Below are 15,278 nucleotides of genomic sequence, written 5' to 3' on the forward strand. Positions count from 1 at the left end.
CGAACAACCTTGGCGAACGGGAATATGGGGGTCAGCGTGGGGCCGATTTGACCCAAGGTCAACATTAATCTTAACCAAGATGAACCGGTGTGGGGCCACAGGCGCCAATGGCCCCGTTTCCGGCTGGCGTCAGCGGTCGGGCCGACGCGGCTTGGTGCCCTTTTTCGGGGTCTCGGCAGTTCCCCGGCCCGCGCCTTTGCCAGAGGTCGGGGCCTGGCCGCGATGCCCCGGCTTGTTTGCTCCGTCGCGCATGGTCCGGGCCTTGGTCCGTTCCTCGGTGGTCCAGCGGGGCTTGCGCTGCTTGGCGGAACTGTCTGCGATCGTTCCATCGCCAGAGCCCTCGGGCCTGGGACGGACGGAACGCTCGGCCGAACGGGGCGCGCGGTCGAGATCGGGCTCGCCGTCGAGACGGCGCATGGTCAGATCGGCTTCCAACGTCATCGACCCGCCGAATTTTCCCGCCTGATCCGCGGCGATCTGCACAAAGGTTTCGTCCTGCCGCACGCGGATCGCCCCGATGGCGTCGCGGTTGATGCCGCCGCCTTCGCAGATCTTGGGCAAAAGCCAGCGCGCCTCGGCCCGTCCGGTATGGCCGACCGACAGCGCGAACCACACCGCCTCGCCAAAGGGCGGGCGTTCGCGGGGGGCGGCGGGCGCGCGGTCGGTCAGAACCGTCAGTTCCTCGGGGGCGGGGCGGCCTTCGCGCCACAGGCGGACAAATGCCTGCGCCAGACGGTCAGGTCCGAATCGCTCCAGCAACTGCCGGGACAGGTCGGCGTCGTCGTCCCCGTCCGCGTGCAGCGCCGGGTGATCCAGCATCCGCAGGTCGTCGCGGGCACGCACATCGTCGGCCGAGGGCGCGGGCCCCCATTCGGCCTCGACCCGCGCGCGCCGCAGCAGCATCTGCGCCTTGCGCAGTTCCGACGGCATCACGATCAGCGCCGATACGCCCTTGGCCCCGGCCCGGCCCGTCCGGCCCGAACGGTGCAGCAGCGTGTCCGCATTGGTCGGCAGGTCGGCATGAATGACCAGTTCCAGCCCCGGCAGATCGATGCCGCGCGCGGCGACATCGGTCGCCACGCAGACCTGTGCCCGGCCGCCCCGCAACGCCTGCAGGGCATGGGTGCGTTCCTGCTGGCTGAGTTCCCCCGACAGCGCGACCGCCTTGAAGCCGCGGTTGCCCATCCGGGCCAGCAGGTGGCTGACATTGGCGCGGGTCTTGCAGAAGATGATGGCAGTGCGCGCCTCGTGCAGGCGCAGGATGTTGAAGATCGCAGGTTCGCGGTCGCGGGCGGCCACGGTAAAGGCGCGATAGTCGATGTCGCCGTGCTGGCGCGATTCGCCCTGGGCCACGATCCGCAGGGCGTCGCGCTGGAAGGTGCCGGCCAGATGCTCGATCGCCGGGGGCACGGTGGCCGAGAACATCAGCGTGCGGCGCGTATCGGGTGCGGATTGCAGGATGAATTCCAGATCCTCGCGGAAACCCAGGTCCAGCATTTCGTCGGCTTCGTCCAGAACCGCGACGCGCAGGGCCGACAGATCCAGAGATCCGCGTTCGATGTGGTCTCGCAGGCGACCGGGGGTGCCGACGACGATATGGGCGCCGCGTTCAAGCGCCCGCCGTTCGCCCCGGTAATCCATGCCTCCGACGCAGGTGGCGATCCGGGCGCCGGCCTGGGCGTAAAGCCAGGTCAGTTCCGCCGCAACCTGAAGCGCCAGTTCGCGCGTGGGCGCAATGACCAGACCCAGCGGAAGGCCCGCGTCGGGCAGCATGTCGCCGTCCAGCATCTGCGGGGCGACGGCAAGGCCGAAGGCGACCGTCTTGCCCGATCCGGTCTGGGCCGAAACCAGCATGTCACGCCCCTGCGCCCCGCTGTCCAGAACCGCCTGCTGAACGGAGGTGAGGCTGGCATAGCCCTTGGCTGCCAGCGCCGCGGCCAAGGGCGCGGCTATCGTGTTGTCTGTCATAAACTTCGCCAGAATGGGGGTGCGGACACCCGTGTGAAGGCACCGCGATCCTTGTGGCAGACAACCCCCCTGGTCTGCCGTCCCGGAAATCCGAAGCCGAAAGGCAGGGTTCTAGAACGGCATTAGGCGAAAGTCAAAGGAAATGGGCATCCGTCAGCCCATCCCCAAAGCCTGCTTGTACATTTCCAGGATCGCCTCCTCCTCGGCGATGTCGTCGCGGTCGCGTTTGCGCAGGGCCACGATCTTCTTCATCACCTTGGTGTCATAGCCGCGGGCCTTGGCTTCGGCCATGACTTCCTTCTGGCGTTCGGCGATATCCTTCTTCTCCGCCTCAAGCTGCTCGAACTGCTCGATGAACTGTCGCAATTCATCGGCGGCGACGCTGTATGCCTGATCGTCCTTCATGGGATGTCCCTTTCGTTCCCGGTCCTGCATGGGGGTTTTGGCGCCTCTGTTAGGCGGTCTTGTTCCTCGGCGCAATCGCCGCTAGGGCTCGGACAAGGGTCTTGGCAGGATGAGGCATGACGCTGTTCGACGGATTGATCTGGGGCGGGGCCGCGTTGACGCTGGCTGGGGTCGGGGCGCTTGTCTGGTGCATCCTGATCGTTGTGCGCGCCCGGCGGGCGGGGCTGGACGACGCCGCCCTGCGCGAACGGATGCAGGGCGTGCTGGCCGTGAACTTGGCTGCCCTGGCCGCGTCCTTTATCGGGCTGATGCTGGTGCTGACCGGCATCCTGCTGGGCTGAGGCAGGCCGATGCGGGCGCTGATCCAGCGGGTCGCCGAAGCCTCGGTCACGGTTGACGGATCGATCGTGGGGCGCTGCGGACCCGGCCTTCTGGTGCTGGTCTGCGCCATGGATGGCGATACCGAGGCCGAGGCCGACAATCTTGCCGGGCGGGTGGCGCGGCTGCGCATCTTTCGCGAGGACGACGGCCGGATGAACCGGTCGCTGCTGGACACGGGCGGCGGTGCCCTGGTGGTCAGCCAGTTCACCCTGGCCGCCGATACCCGGACCGGCAACCGTCCGGGATTTTCCAGCGCGGCCGCCCCGGACCAAGGGCGGCGGATTTATGAACGCTTTGTCTCGGCCCTGGCGGGCCGGGGCATCGCCGTAGAGACCGGTATCTTTGGCGCCGAGATGCAGGTCCGGCTGGTGAACGACGGGCCCGTGACGATCTGGCTGGACACGGCCGACCGCGTCAAAGGATGACGTCGCCCGCCTGCTTGACATACCAGACCGAATGCGCGGCCGCCGCCGCGTCCCAGATGGGCATCCATGGCAGACAGGTCGATGTCATCCTGACCGGGCCGGAACTGGTGGATGCTGTCGCGCTGCGCACCGATTGCGGTTTCATGGCGCGCGCGGGTCGATGACCGGCGGGTGATCGGCGGCATCCTCCCTGTCATCCGCAACGGCTTGCGGTGGCGCGGCATGCCCGCAAGCCGCGGACCGCACAAGACAATCTGCAACCGCCTCATCCGCTGGAGCGCGTCAGGCGCGTTCGGGCGCATCTTCGTCGTGCCTGCCAAGGGCGGCGATACCGGGGAAATCATGGAGGTCCGCCCCCCGCGGCCTGTTTCTGACGGCAGGCCAGATCAGCGATCATACTGGTGCTGCCGCCCTGTTATGTCGCTGCCCCCGGCGAAGGCGCTGCTGGCCGGCAGGGGCCATGATGCCGACGGGCTGCGCAAAGCCCTTGCAGACCGGAAGACCAAAGCCTGCATCCAACCGAAAAAAACAGGAAAATCAAGCTCAAGGACTAGGGGCGCATCGCCACACGCTAGGACCGCTGCCCCACACCTTCATGTCCGCAATCGCTGCCATCATCATCCGCTGGCCAGGATCAGGAAGTCATGAGGTTAGATCTGGCGTTCCGGCATCTGCACGATCAGCCCGTCCAGGGCATCCGTCACCTTGATCTGGCAGGTCAGGCGGGACCGCTCGGGGTCGGGCTGCCAGGCAAAGTCCAGCATGTCCTCCTCCATCGGGTCTTTCGGGGGCAGCCGGTCCAGCCAGGCCGGATCGACATAGACATGACAGGTCGAGCAGGCGCAGGCGCCGCCGCAATCGGCCTCGATACCGGGAATGCCGTTGTCGCGCGCGCCCTCCATCACCGTCATGCCGGGCCTGACGTCCACCTCGTGCCGGGTGCCGTTGTGCTCGATATAGGTGATCCTGGGCATGGCTGATGTCCTTTGCTGCGCCAAGGCGAGATAGGCCATCGGTTCGCCAATGAAAAGGGGCGGCCCCGCACGGGACCGCCCCCTGATTGCGGCAAGGCGCCGATCAGGGTTGTCCGACCGGCAGGGCCACGAAACGCGGCTCGCCATCGCGGCGCACCAGCACCAGAATTGCGGCAAGGCGCCGATCAGGGTTGTCCGACCGGCAGGGCCACGAAACGCGGCTCGCCATCGCGGCGCACCAGCACCAGAACGGACTTGCGTCCCGCCTCGCGCGCCTCGTCGATACGGGCAGTCAGGTCGGCGATGCTGGCGACGGGCTGCTGTCCGGCCTCGGTGATGATGTCGCCGGGGGCAAGACCCTTTTCCGCGGCGTCGCTGGCCGGATCGACCTCCTGCACCAACAGGCCGGTGGTGCCCGAGGGCAGGTCCATCTCCTGCACCATCTGCGGGGTCAGCACCGTCAGCGACATGCCCAGCATGTCCTGACGGGCGGGGCCACCCTGCTGGTCGCTGCGGCTTTCCGCACCTTCGGCCGTCTCGCGTCGGCCCAGCGTCACGCTCAGGGTCACCGGACCCTCCTGACGCTGGACCACAACCTCGACCGGCTCGCCCGCCGGGGCCTCGGCCACGCGGCGGACCAGACTGCGCGTGTCTTCGACGGGGGCGCCGGCAAAGCTGGTGATCACGTCGCCCGCCCGCATCCCCGCCTCGCGTGCGGGGCCTTCGGGAACGTCCGTGACCATCGCGCCGGATTCGGCGGCAAGGCCCAGGGCCTCGGCCATGTCGGGGGTCACGTCCTGGATCTTGACGCCCAGCCAGCCGCGGCGGGTTTCGCCATATTCGCGCAACTGGTCCACGACGCTGGACACGACATTCGAGGCCATCGAAAAGCCGATGCCGATGGACCCGCCGTTGGGCGACAGGATCGCCGTGTTGACGCCGATCACCTCGCCCTCGAGATTGAACAGCGGACCGCCCGAATTGCCCCGGTTGATCGCCGCATCCGTTTGCAGATAGTCGTCATAGGTTCCCGACAGTTCGCGGTTCCGGGCCGAAACGATGCCCGAACTGGCGGAAAATCCCTGGCCCAGCGGGTTGCCCAGCGCCAGCACCCAGTCGCCCACGCGCGCATTGTCCGAATCGCCAAATTCCACGAAGGGAAGCGCATCCGGGGCATCCACCTTCAGCAGCGCGACATCGGTGTTGGGATCGGTGCCGACAACCGTGGCCGGCAGGGTTTCGCCCGAATAGAACTCGACCTCGATCTCGTCGGCGCCATCGATCACGTGGTTGTTGGTGACGATAAAGCCATCGGCCGAAATCACGAAGCCCGAACCCAGCGCGTTCGACCGCTGCGGCATTCGGGGCCCGCCAGGGCCCTGCGGGCCGGGTCCGGGAAAGCCGAAGTCACGGAACAGGTCCGAAAACGGGCTGCCTTCGGGAAAGGCCGGTCCGCCCTCGCCCCCGGTGGGCTGCGCCACCACGGCGGTGGTGGTGATGTTGACCACCGCCGGGGCGACCTGCTGGACCAGATCGGCAAAGGTATCGGGCATCACCCGCCCGGTTTCCTGGGGGGCGCTCAGGGGTTCGTTCTTGTTTGCCGCCTCCTGCGCCTGCTGGCTGGCTTCGGGCGAGATCTCGGGCTGCGCGTCCTGTGCGGCCGCAAACCCCAGGCCGACGGTCACGGCCAGCGCCGAGGCAGTCAGAAGATGCCGAGGAGAAAACGTCGTCATTCGGTTGTCCTCATGTTTCGCGGTGCCAGACCCGACCGGGTCGAAGGCAAGGGGATATGACGATGAAATAGGGCGCCATGACAAATAAACCACAGTGCCGCATGGTGAATAGATCGTGACTTTTATTGCAAGGGCGGATGGTGCCGCATCCGCCCCGGCCCTGCGCGATCAGTTCTGGGCGGGCGCCGGATCGGGCGCCGCGCCCTCTGCCTCGGGGGTGTTGCCGGCGCCTGCTTCGGGTGCCGTATCCTCGGCAGCGGGGGCGGGATCGGCGGCGGCATCCGTCGCGGGGGGCACCGCCACCGAAGATTCCTCCTGCGGCGGTGTGGTCAGGCTTTCGGGCACCGGGGTCAGCGTGACGCCCGCGCTTTCGCCCAGCCGATTGCCCTCGCGGTCGGTGACAGTGGGCGTCACCAGGTCTTCGTCGGCGGCGTCGGGGGCGACGACGGCGGCATTTTCGGCCGAATTGCCAGCTGGAACCGGCGTCGAGGCCGGATTGGCCCGGCTGGACCCGTCATCCTGCAGATAAGAGAAGAACTCACCATCGGGTTGAAGCACCAGGGAGCTGTTCTCGCCCCGCAACGCCCGCTCATACGAGGTCATCGACCGGGTAAAGGCAAAGAACTCGGGATCACGGCCGAAGGCATCGGCATAGATCGCGTTGCGCCGGGCATCCGCCTCGCCGCGGACGATTTCGGCGCGCTTTTGCGCTTCCGAAGTCAGTTCCACAACCGTCCGGTCGGCTGCGGCCCGCACCCGCTGCGCCGCCTCGCCACCGCGCGCGATCTCGTCGGCGGCCTCGCGCTGGCGTTCGGCGCGCATCCGGGCATAGGTGGCATTCAGGTTCTGTTCGGGCAGGTCGGTGCGGGTCAGACGCACATCGATGATCTCGACCCCCAGACCGGCCGAATTCGCCCGCGCCTCGTCGCGGATCTGGTTCATCAGCGCGGTGCGGTCGTCCGACAGCACGCTGGTCGAGGGCACGGTACCCAGCACCTCTCGGATGGCGTTGCGCACGATGGGTTCCAGACGGCCCTGCGCGCCCTGGATACCACCCGCGCCCACGGCCTGACGGAACCGCACGACATCGGTGATGCGCCAGCGGGCAAAGGCATCCACGATCAGGCGGCGGTCATCCAGGGGGGTGACCTCCAGCGGGACGGTGGGCAGGCCCAGGATGCGGCCGTCGTATTTCTCGACATTATCGAGAAACGGCACCTTGAATCCCAGGCCCGGTTCCTCCTTGACGTCGATCACCCGGCCAAGACGCAGCACAAGCGCCTTTTCCCGTTCGTCCACGATGAACAACGACGATCCGGCCAGCACGGCGACCACGATCAAAAGGGGAATGGCCAGCGTTGCCAGCAGGTTTGTGCGCGCGGCCATCAGTTCGCCCCCCCGCCGGTTGTGGTTGTCGCCGCCGCAGCGTCGGGACGGCGCAACTGGTCAAGCGGCAGGAACGGCACGACCCCGGCCCCCTGGCCGTCGGCGCTTTCGCTGATAATCACCTTGTCCACGCTGCCCAGCACGTTTTCCATGGTTTCCAGATACATCCGGCGTCGCGTCACATCGGGGGCCTTCACATATTCCTCGTAGATCGAATTGAAGCGGGCAGCCTCGCCCTGGGCGGTATTGACGGCCTCGGCGCGATAGGCTTCGGCCTGCTCCAGCATGGCCGCAGCGTCGCCGCGGGCCTGAGCCAGGACGCGGTTGGCATAGGCGTCAGCTTCCTTTTCCAGCCGGTCGCGTTCCTGCTGGGCGGCCTGCACCTCGCGGAAGGCGTCGATCACCTCGGCCGGCGGGTCGGCGCGGTCCAGGTTGACCCGGATCACGGTGATCCCGGCTTCATAGGCGTCCAGCGTCTGCTGCACCGATTCCTGCAGATCGTTGGCGATCGTTCCGCGGTCGCGGTTCAGGATGGGGGCCAGTTCGCTGCGCGCAATGATGTCACGCATCGAGGATTCGGCCACCGCCCGCATGGTGTCGGCCGGGTCGGCCAGGTTGAACAGGAATTTCTCGGGGTCCGAGATGTTCCAGACGACCTGGTATTCCATGTCCACGATGTTCTGGTCGCGGGTCAGCATCAGGCCGTTGTCCATCTCGCCCTCGCTCCCGGTACCGATCTCGGTCACGCGTTCGTTGGTCACGGGAATGACTTCGGCGGTGATGATGGGCCAAGGGGCGAAATTCAGGCCTTCCGACCCCACGGCGACCGCGCGTCCGAACAGGAACTCGACGCTCTTTTCGTTGGTCTGCACGCGATAGAAACTGGCGAATGCCCACAAGGCCAGCAGCACCAGGCCGCCGATGGTCAGGGTGGTCCGGTTCAGTTGCAGGCCGGACCCGCCAGGTCCGCGCCGTCCGCCACCGCCGGTCGGGCCGCCGCTGCCGCCGCGCCCGCCCATCAGCACGCGCAAACGCTCCTGGCCCTTTTTCATCAGCTCTTCGATCTCGGGCATCTGCTGCTGTCCGCCGGGACGCTGCGGACCCCGTGGCGGTTGCTGCTGACCCCAGGGTCGGTTTGACGGAGGCTTTCTGCCGCGATCCTCGTCGTCTCCTCCGCCGCTTCCGCCGCCCCAAGGGCCCTGACTTGCCATCCGTGATCCTTCTTTCTTCGTCGGAATTCGTCATCTGGAAAACTGGGGCGGCGGGACCAAATGTCAACCCGAAGCCGCCCGTGCCGTTCTGTCGCGCCCTATCCCGCGGCGGTCCCGCCGGCGGCCTGGACGGCCAGCCGGTGACGGCGCGCGGGCGTGCGCATCGTCACCAGTTCCTCGGCCGCGGTCGGGTGAACTGCCATGGTTGCATCGAAATCGGCCTTGGTCGCGCCCATGCCGATGGGAATTGCGGCAAGCTGGATCATCTCGCCCGCATCGGGGCCGAAGACGTGGCAGCCCAGCACCCGGTCGGTGTCGGGATCGACCAGCAGCTTCATCATCACTTTCGCGTTGCTGCCCGCGAACATCGACCGCATCGGACGGAATTCGGTGGCATAGACATCGACATCGCCCCGTGCGCAGGCCTGTTCCTCGGTCAGGCCGATCTGCGCGACCTCGTGCGGGCGCAGATAAACGGCGCTGGCGATGCCCGCATGGCCGACCTTTCGGGGGCGGGCGCCGAACACCGTATCGGCAAAGGCATGGCCTTCGCGGATCGCCACGGGGGTCAGGTTCACCCGGTCGGTCACGTCCCCCACCGCAAAGATCGAGGGCACGGCCGTTTGCGACCATTCATCGACCACGATCGCGCCGTTCGGGCGCAGATGCACCCCGGTGTTTTCCAGCCCCAGCCCGCCCGTATAGGGATCGCGCCCGGTGGCCCAGAAGACCGCATCCACATCCTCGGTCATGCCGTCGTTCAGCATTACGCGGATCCGGTCGCCGGTCCGTTCCAGCCCTTCGGGGGTGACATTCAGCCGCAGGTCGATGCCGATCTGGCCCAGTTGCAGCGTCGCCAGGTCGCGCGCCTGCCGGTCAAAGCCGCGCAGCACGGCGTCGCCGCGATAGACCTGCACCGTGTCGCAGCCAAGCCCCGCCAGGATGGTGGCGAATTCGCAGGCGATATAGCCGCCGCCAACCACCATCGCCCGACGCGGCAGCCGGTCCAGCAGGAACAGGTCGTCCGAAATCAGGCCCAGATCCTCGCCGGGAATGCCGGGCAGCGCGGGGCGGCCGCCGACAGCGATGAGGATGTGCTTGGCGGTCTGGCGCGTGCCGTCGGCCAGGGCTATCGTGTGGTGATCGACGATGGTGGCCCGCTGGTGAAAAATCCGCACCCCGGCCTTTTCCAGATTGGCGGTATAGGCCCGTTCCAGCCGGGTCAGTTCGGCGTCCAGCTTTGGCCGGAACACCGACCAGTCAAAGCGGCCTGCCTGCGCCCCCTCCCAGCCATAGCCGCGCATCTCCTCGGCCATCAGTCCGGCCTGCGAGGCAAAGACCATCAGCTTCTTGGGCACGCAGCCCCGGATCACGCAGGTGCCGCCCATCCGGCTTTCCTCGGCCAGGGCCACGCGGGCGCCGTATTCGCCCGCTGCGATGCGCGCCGCCCGGACGCCGCCCGAGCCGCCGCCGATCACGAACAGGTCGTAGTCAAAGCTCATGGGCATCCCCCTCGTGGGCCAGCATGTCGGCATCCACGTCGGCATTGCGGTCAAGCCTGACCACCGTGCCGTCGGGCTTGCCGATGATCGCCAGATGGCACATGCCCAGAAACAGCCCGTGTTCCACGACGCCCGGAATGACCGCCAGCGATCGGGCCAGCGCCACCGGGTCGGGAATGCAGCCCAGATGCAGGTCCACGATCCAGTTGCCTTCGTCCGTGACCCATGGATCGCTGCCCCTGAGGCGGTGCAGCACGTCGCAATCGCCCAGATCCAGGTCCTGCAAGGCGCGGCGGATCAGGGCCCGGGTAATCTCGAAACCGAAGCGCACGACCTCGACCGGCAGGGGAAAGGCGCCAAGCTGTTCGACCACCTTGCCCGGATCGGCGATCACCACCATCCGCCGGCTGGCGGCCGCCACGATCTTTTCGCGCAGATGGGCGCCGCCGCCGCCCTTGATCAGGTGCAGGTCGGGATCCACCTCGTCGGCGCCGTCGATGGTCATGTCCAGCCAGCCGATCTCGTCCAGGCTTTCGACGGACAGCCCCAGGCTTTCGGCCAGTTCGCAGGTCGCCCGCGAGGTCGCGGCGCAGCGCAGGCTCAGCCCCTCGGCCCGGACGCGGGCGGCCAGTTCGCGCACCATGATGCTGGCCGTCGAGCCGGTGCCCAGGCCCAGCTTCATCCCGTTCTGGACCAGGGCCACCGCCGCGCGCGCGGCGGCCAGCTTGGCGGGATCGGTCTGGGATTCATGCGCCATGGTCGGCCTCCATCCATCGGGTCTGCAAGGGTTATAGGTCAGGGGACCGGAGCCCGCCAGCAGGAACACCCCCGTCGCGGCCCAGGCCCTCGGGCAGGATCACGGTAAAGACGCTGCCCTGCCCGCGCACGCTGTCGATGCGAAGCCGCCCGCGGTGGCGGTTCACGATATGCTTGACGATCGCCAGGCCCAGGCCGGTCCCCCCCTGCGCGCGCGACCGATGGGTATCGACCCGGTAGAACCGTTCGGTCAGGCGCGGCAGGTGCATCCCCTCGATCCCCTCGCCCTTGTCGCGGATGTCCACGGCCCAGGCCGGTCCGCGCAGCAGCGGTTCGTGCTCGATCCGGCGCAGGGCGACGCCCAGATAGCCGCCGGAGGCGCCGTATTTCAGCGCGTTCTGGATCAGGTTCTGGAATACCTGCACCAACTGGTCCGGATCGCCCGGCACCCGCTGGCTGCCCGACAGGCCCTGGGGTTCGACTGTCACGCCCGCCGCGCGGGCCGCCGGGTCCATCGTGGCCAGAACCCCCCGCAGCAGCATCGGCAGATCGACCATTGTCGTGGGACGGCGGCGCACCTCGGACTGCACGCGGCTGAGCGAAAGGAGGTCGCTGACAAGCCGATTCATCCGGGCGGCCTCGCGCTCCATGATGTCCAGAAAACGGTCGCGGGCCCTGGCGTCGTCGCGGGCGGGGCCGCGCAGGGTTTCGATAAAGCCGATCATCGCGGTCAGCGGGGTTTTCAGTTCGTGGCTGACATTGGCCACGAAATCGCGGCGCATCTGGTCGGCCTCCTCGGCCTCGGACCGGTCCAGGATCGCGATCGACGCCCCCCGGCCAAGGGGCAGGGGCAGACGCGCCACCGTGATGTCGGCGGCCACGTCGCGCCCGTCGGCCAGGATCACGGCCGACAGCGTGGCGATGCCCGGCGGCGGCTTGGGCAGCAGCGGGTCGATCATCGGGGCAGGATGGCGGTCGGGGTCCAGAACCCAGTCTACCGCCGCCACCACCGAAGGGTGCCGCAGGATCGTCACGAAGGGGCGGTCCAGCAGATCCTCTCCGCCGAACAGCGCAACGGCGGCGGGGTTGGCGGCGATCGTGCGGGCACGGCCATCGACGGCCAGCATGGGCACGGGCACCCCGTCCAGCCAGTCGGCGGCCCGGCGGTGGACATTGTCCATCAGCCGCTGTCCCGCATCAGCCGACCGGCCGCAGGCCGGACCGGAACCGGGATGCGTTCGCCCGGTAACGCGCGGCCGACTGGCGCAGCCCGGCCTGCGCGGCATCGTCCAGCATCCGCACGACCTTGCCGGGCGCGCCCATGACCAGGGCACCGGCGGGAATGTCCTTGTTCTCGGCGATCAGGGCGCCGGCCCCGATCAGCGCGCCCGCCCCGATCCGCGCCCCGTTCAGCACCGTGGCGCCCATGCCGATCAGTGCGCCGTCGCCGATGATGCAGCCGTGCAGGATCGCCCGGTGGCCCACGGTCACGTCCGCGCCGATCACCAGCGGGCAGCCCGTATCGGTATGGAGCACGCACAGATCCTGGACGTTGCTGCCCCGGCCCAGGCGGATTTCCTCGGTGTCGCCGCGCAGCACGGCCCCCCACCAGACCGAGGCGTCCTCCTCTAGCACCACCCGGCCCATCAGTTGCGCGTCGGGCGCGACCCAGGCGCTTTCCGCGATCTGCGGGGCGGTCCCGTTCAATTCCCAGATCATGTTTCCTCCTCCATCAGCGCCTTGACAAAGCGGCCCAATTCCCCCTGACGCTCGCGGCGCAACCGTTCTGCGGTCAGGATCGCGCGCAGGCGGTGTTCCGTTTCGTCCAGATCGTCGTTGACCAGCACATAATGGTATTCGGCCCAATGGCTGATCTCGTCACGGCTTTTCCGCATCCGGCCCGCGATCACCGCGTCGCTGTCCTGTCCGCGCGCACGCAGCCGCCGTTCCAGTTCCGGCAGCGAGGGCGGCAGCACGAAGATCGACACCACATGCCCGCCCAGGGCGGATGCGCGGATTTGCTGGCCGCCCTGCCAGTCCACGTCGAACAGCGTGTCGCGCCCGTCGCGCATCGCTGCCTCGACCGGGGCGCGGGGGCTGCCATACAGGTTTCCGAACACCTCGGCGTATTCCAGCATCTGGCCCTGTTCGACCATCTGCAGGAACGCGCCCGGCGTGGTGAAGTGATAATGCTGGCCATCGACCTCGCCGGGGCGCGGGGGTCGGGTGGTGGCCGAGACCGAAAACCGCAAGCTGGCATCCCAGTCCATCAGACGTCGCGCCAGCGTCGATTTGCCCGCCCCCGAGGGCGACGACAGGATGATCAGCAGCCCGGTGCGGTCCATGGGCGTCCCTTCGTGGCAGACTGGGGCGGGATGGCGCAGTCCGGCCAGCCGGTCAAGCCCCGGACGGGAACCAATCGTCGCGTTGGGTTTTAACTATTCATTAGGAAAACGACTCGGCAGAAACCGAACTTATGTTTATCACTGCGTTATAGTGACGAAGCATTCGCGTGGAATGCGTGGCGGTAACGAGGGCTAAGGCAGTGTCCGAATGTCAGGACGAAGGCGTGACGCATCCGCCTGCAACGGATCGGCCCGGCCAGGTCGTGCATCTGGCCGACTTCAATCCCTTGAACCCCGCCCGCATCATGACCGAGATGCAGGCCTATTGGGACGGGCTGCGGCGCAACCGTGCGGTGCCTGCCCGGTCCGACATCCAACCCCAGGGCATCCGCCGCGCGCTGGACTATGCCTTCATTCTTGAACGGATCGCGCCCGGCGCGGCCCGTTTCCGTCTGGCCGGCCAGCATCTGATCGACCTGATGGGAATGGAGGTCCGCGGCATGGCCTTTTGTTCGCTGGCCAATACCTCGTCGCGGGGACGGTTGTCGGACGTGCTGGAATCGGTGTTCAGGACCCCGCAGCTTGCGCAATTGACGCTGCACGCCAAGGCCGACTACGCGCGGCCGGAACTGTCGGCGCAGATGCTGCTGCTGCCGTTGTCGTCCGATCTGGGCGACGTGACAAGGGCCCTGGGATGCATCATCGCCACAGGCCAGATCGGCGTGGCCCCACGCCGTTTCGACCTGACCCATGACGAGGTCATGCCGATCCTGGCCGGGGGCAAGACGGTCGCGCCCTCGCCGTCGAATGTCGAACGGGACCGTCCGGGCATGCGCGACCCGGCGTCGCCCCGGCAGATTTCCGCGACACAAGCCCCAGCAAAGGTCGCCACGACGCCAGAGGCGCGCCGCAGCGGGTTCACCGTGATTTCCTTTCCGCAATCGGCGATGACGACCGGCACCACCAAGACCTGACCGGCGGTCAGGCCGCATCGTCATGCCACAGGAACCACCCGCACGGTACCGTTCCTGGCGGACAGCGCAATCTCGCCTCCGGCAAGACGCAGCGCATCCTGACCGAATACTTCGGCCCTCCAGCCCCGAAGCACGGGCAGATCCCGTTCGCCCGAGGCAAGAGAGTCCAGATCTGCGGCGGATGCGATCAGCTTGGGGGCCACCCCCGCCGCATCGGCCTTGGCCTTCAGCAGCACGCGCAGCAGGTCCGACAGGGCCGCATTGCCGGGCTTGCCGGGCTCTTCGTCCCTCGGCTGGGGCAGGTCGCGCGTCTCGATCCCGGTCTTGACGGCGGACAGGATGCCGTTTGCGATCTCGCCCTTGCGGGCCTCGCGCAAGAGGAGGCGGGACCGGGCCAGATCGGCCTCGGTCAGGGGCTTGGTCGAGGCGACCTCGATCATGGCATCGTCCTTGAACACCCGCGACCGGGGGATGTCGCGTTCCTGGGCATAGGTTTCGCGGAACCGCGCCAGTTCGCGCAGGATGGCCAGAAAGCGGGGCGAACTGGTCCGCGTGCGTATCTTGAGCCAGGCGTCCTCGGGTCGATTGATATAGGTTTCGGGATCTTCCAGAACCGCGACCTCCTCGGCCAGCCAGCTTTCGCGGTTGTTCGTGCGCAGAGACTCGACCAGAAATTCATAGATCACGCGCAGATGGGTCACGTCGGCCAGGGCATAGGCCTTTTGCGCGTCAGACAAGGGCCGGCGCGACCAGTCGGTAAACCGCGAGGACTTGTCCAGATTCGCCCGTGCGATCTTGCGCACCAGGGTTTCATAGCCGACCTGTTCCCCGAAGCCACATACCATCGCAGCAATCTGCGTATCGAACAGAGGCTGGGGAAACAGGCCCGCATCGTGGAAAAAGATTTCCAGATCCTGCCGGGCGGCATGGAACACCTTGACCGTGCCGGGGTGGCGGAACAGGTCATAGAGGGGTTCCAGCGACAGTCCCTCGGCCAGGGGATCCACCAGAACCGCCTCTCCTCCCGGTGTCTTGGCGGTGGACGCGGGCGGCAGGGCAAGCTGGATCAGGCACAGCCGGGACCAATAGGTCCGCTCGCGCAGGAATTCGGTATCGACCGTGACATAGGGGGCGGATTTTGCCGAGTCGCAGAACAGGGCCAGTTCGTCGGTCCGGGTGATGGTCGGGATGTCGTCGCTCATGCAGATCTTTCATAGG

At 67.4% G+C, this 15,278-nt stretch carries 17 protein-coding genes; 5 read left to right on the top strand and 12 right to left on the bottom strand.

Annotated features, from left to right (window positions below):
• Window positions 1–129: 129 nt before the first annotated feature.
• Both EYE42_RS05505 and EYE42_RS05510 read right to left on the bottom strand, forming a co-directional pair.
• Window positions 130–1,968, bottom strand: a complete 1,839-nt coding sequence (locus tag EYE42_RS05505) for a DEAD/DEAH box helicase (RefSeq protein WP_130990320.1) — start codon at window positions 1,966–1,968, stop codon at window positions 130–132.
• A 153-nt stretch (window positions 1,969–2,121) separates the two neighbouring features.
• Window positions 2,122–2,373, bottom strand: a complete 252-nt coding sequence (locus EYE42_RS05510; protein ID WP_130990321.1) for a DUF2312 domain-containing protein — start codon at window positions 2,371–2,373, stop codon at window positions 2,122–2,124.
• Between the two features lie 116 nt (window positions 2,374–2,489).
• Here EYE42_RS05510 and EYE42_RS05515 point away from each other — a divergent pair, with 116 nt between their 5' ends.
• The 4 genes from EYE42_RS05515 to EYE42_RS16565 are packed head-to-tail and all read left to right on the top strand — an operon-like array spanning window position 2,490 to window position 3,827.
• Complete coding sequence (locus EYE42_RS05515) at window positions 2,490–2,714, top strand: hypothetical protein (protein ID WP_130990322.1); 225 nt, start codon at window positions 2,490–2,492, stop codon at window positions 2,712–2,714.
• 9 nt (window positions 2,715–2,723) lie between these two features.
• Entirely contained in the window at window positions 2,724–3,179 is a 456-nt protein-coding gene (gene dtd / locus EYE42_RS05520; RefSeq protein ID WP_130990323.1) for a D-aminoacyl-tRNA deacylase, read from the top strand.
• A gap of 14 nt (window positions 3,180–3,193) precedes the next feature.
• Window positions 3,194–3,343: a hypothetical protein gene (locus EYE42_RS15950; protein ID WP_165455716.1), complete on the top strand. Its 150-nt coding sequence runs from the start codon at window positions 3,194–3,196 to the stop codon at window positions 3,341–3,343.
• Window positions 3,291–3,827 carry a transposase gene (locus tag EYE42_RS16565; protein WP_130990324.1) on the top strand — a complete coding sequence of 179 codons (537 nt, stop codon included), beginning with the start codon at window positions 3,291–3,293 and terminating at the stop codon, window positions 3,825–3,827. Before EYE42_RS15950 ends, EYE42_RS16565 begins: the two co-directional genes overlap by 53 nt.
• A gap of 2 nt (window positions 3,828–3,829) precedes the next feature.
• Here the strand turns inward: EYE42_RS16565 and EYE42_RS05530 are convergent, their stop codons facing one another.
• The 9 genes from EYE42_RS05530 to gmk all read right to left on the bottom strand — a co-directional run bounded on the left by EYE42_RS05530 (window position 3,830) and on the right by gmk (window position 13,086).
• Window positions 3,830–4,153, bottom strand: coding sequence for a 2Fe-2S iron-sulfur cluster-binding protein (locus tag EYE42_RS05530; RefSeq protein ID WP_130990325.1), 324 nt, complete (start codon window positions 4,151–4,153; stop codon window positions 3,830–3,832).
• A gap of 185 nt (window positions 4,154–4,338) precedes the next feature.
• Window positions 4,339–5,886 carry a Do family serine endopeptidase gene (locus tag EYE42_RS05535; RefSeq protein WP_130990326.1) on the bottom strand — a complete coding sequence of 516 codons (1,548 nt, stop codon included), beginning with the start codon at window positions 5,884–5,886 and terminating at the stop codon, window positions 4,339–4,341.
• A gap of 168 nt (window positions 5,887–6,054) precedes the next feature.
• On the bottom strand, window positions 6,055–7,272 hold the full coding sequence (gene hflC, locus EYE42_RS05540; RefSeq protein WP_130990327.1) for a protease modulator HflC: 1,218 nt from the start codon (window positions 7,270–7,272) through the stop codon (window positions 6,055–6,057).
• Entirely contained in the window at window positions 7,272–8,483 is a 1,212-nt protein-coding gene (hflK, locus tag EYE42_RS05545; protein ID WP_130990328.1) for an FtsH protease activity modulator HflK, read from the bottom strand. Before hflK ends, hflC begins: the two co-directional genes overlap by 1 nt.
• Before the next feature lie 98 nt (window positions 8,484–8,581).
• Window positions 8,582–9,985: a glutathione-disulfide reductase gene (gorA, locus tag EYE42_RS05550; protein WP_130990329.1), complete on the bottom strand. Its 1,404-nt coding sequence runs from the start codon at window positions 9,983–9,985 to the stop codon at window positions 8,582–8,584.
• Window positions 9,975–10,742 carry a ribose-5-phosphate isomerase RpiA gene (rpiA, locus tag EYE42_RS05555; protein WP_130990330.1) on the bottom strand — a complete coding sequence of 256 codons (768 nt, stop codon included), beginning with the start codon at window positions 10,740–10,742 and terminating at the stop codon, window positions 9,975–9,977. The genes gorA and rpiA overlap by 11 nt, the downstream gene beginning before the upstream one ends.
• Window positions 10,743–10,773: 31 nt before the next feature.
• Window positions 10,774–11,922 carry a sensor histidine kinase gene (locus EYE42_RS05560; protein WP_130990331.1) on the bottom strand — a complete coding sequence of 383 codons (1,149 nt, stop codon included), beginning with the start codon at window positions 11,920–11,922 and terminating at the stop codon, window positions 10,774–10,776.
• Between the two features lie 16 nt (window positions 11,923–11,938).
• A complete protein-coding gene (locus EYE42_RS05565; protein WP_130990332.1) occupies window positions 11,939–12,460 on the bottom strand; it encodes a gamma carbonic anhydrase family protein in 522 nt (173 codons plus the stop codon).
• Complete coding sequence (gene gmk, locus EYE42_RS05570; RefSeq protein ID WP_130990333.1) at window positions 12,457–13,086, bottom strand: guanylate kinase; 630 nt, start codon at window positions 13,084–13,086, stop codon at window positions 12,457–12,459. Before gmk ends, EYE42_RS05565 begins: the two co-directional genes overlap by 4 nt.
• A gap of 224 nt (window positions 13,087–13,310) precedes the next feature.
• Between gmk and EYE42_RS05575 the strand changes: the two genes are divergently transcribed.
• Window positions 13,311–14,060 carry a PAS domain-containing protein gene (locus tag EYE42_RS05575; RefSeq protein WP_246020598.1) on the top strand — a complete coding sequence of 250 codons (750 nt, stop codon included), beginning with the start codon at window positions 13,311–13,313 and terminating at the stop codon, window positions 14,058–14,060.
• Window positions 14,061–14,080: 20 nt separating this feature from the next.
• Here EYE42_RS05575 and rnd read toward each other — a convergent pair whose 3' ends face one another.
• Window positions 14,081–15,250, bottom strand: coding sequence for a ribonuclease D (rnd, locus tag EYE42_RS05580; RefSeq protein WP_130990511.1), 1,170 nt, complete (start codon window positions 15,248–15,250; stop codon window positions 14,081–14,083).
• Between the last annotated feature and the right edge of the window lie 28 nt (window positions 15,251–15,278).

Origin of the sequence: Paracoccus subflavus, assembly GCF_004310345.1 — a bacterium.
Lineage (GTDB): Bacteria > Pseudomonadota > Alphaproteobacteria > Rhodobacterales > Rhodobacteraceae > Paracoccus > Paracoccus subflavus.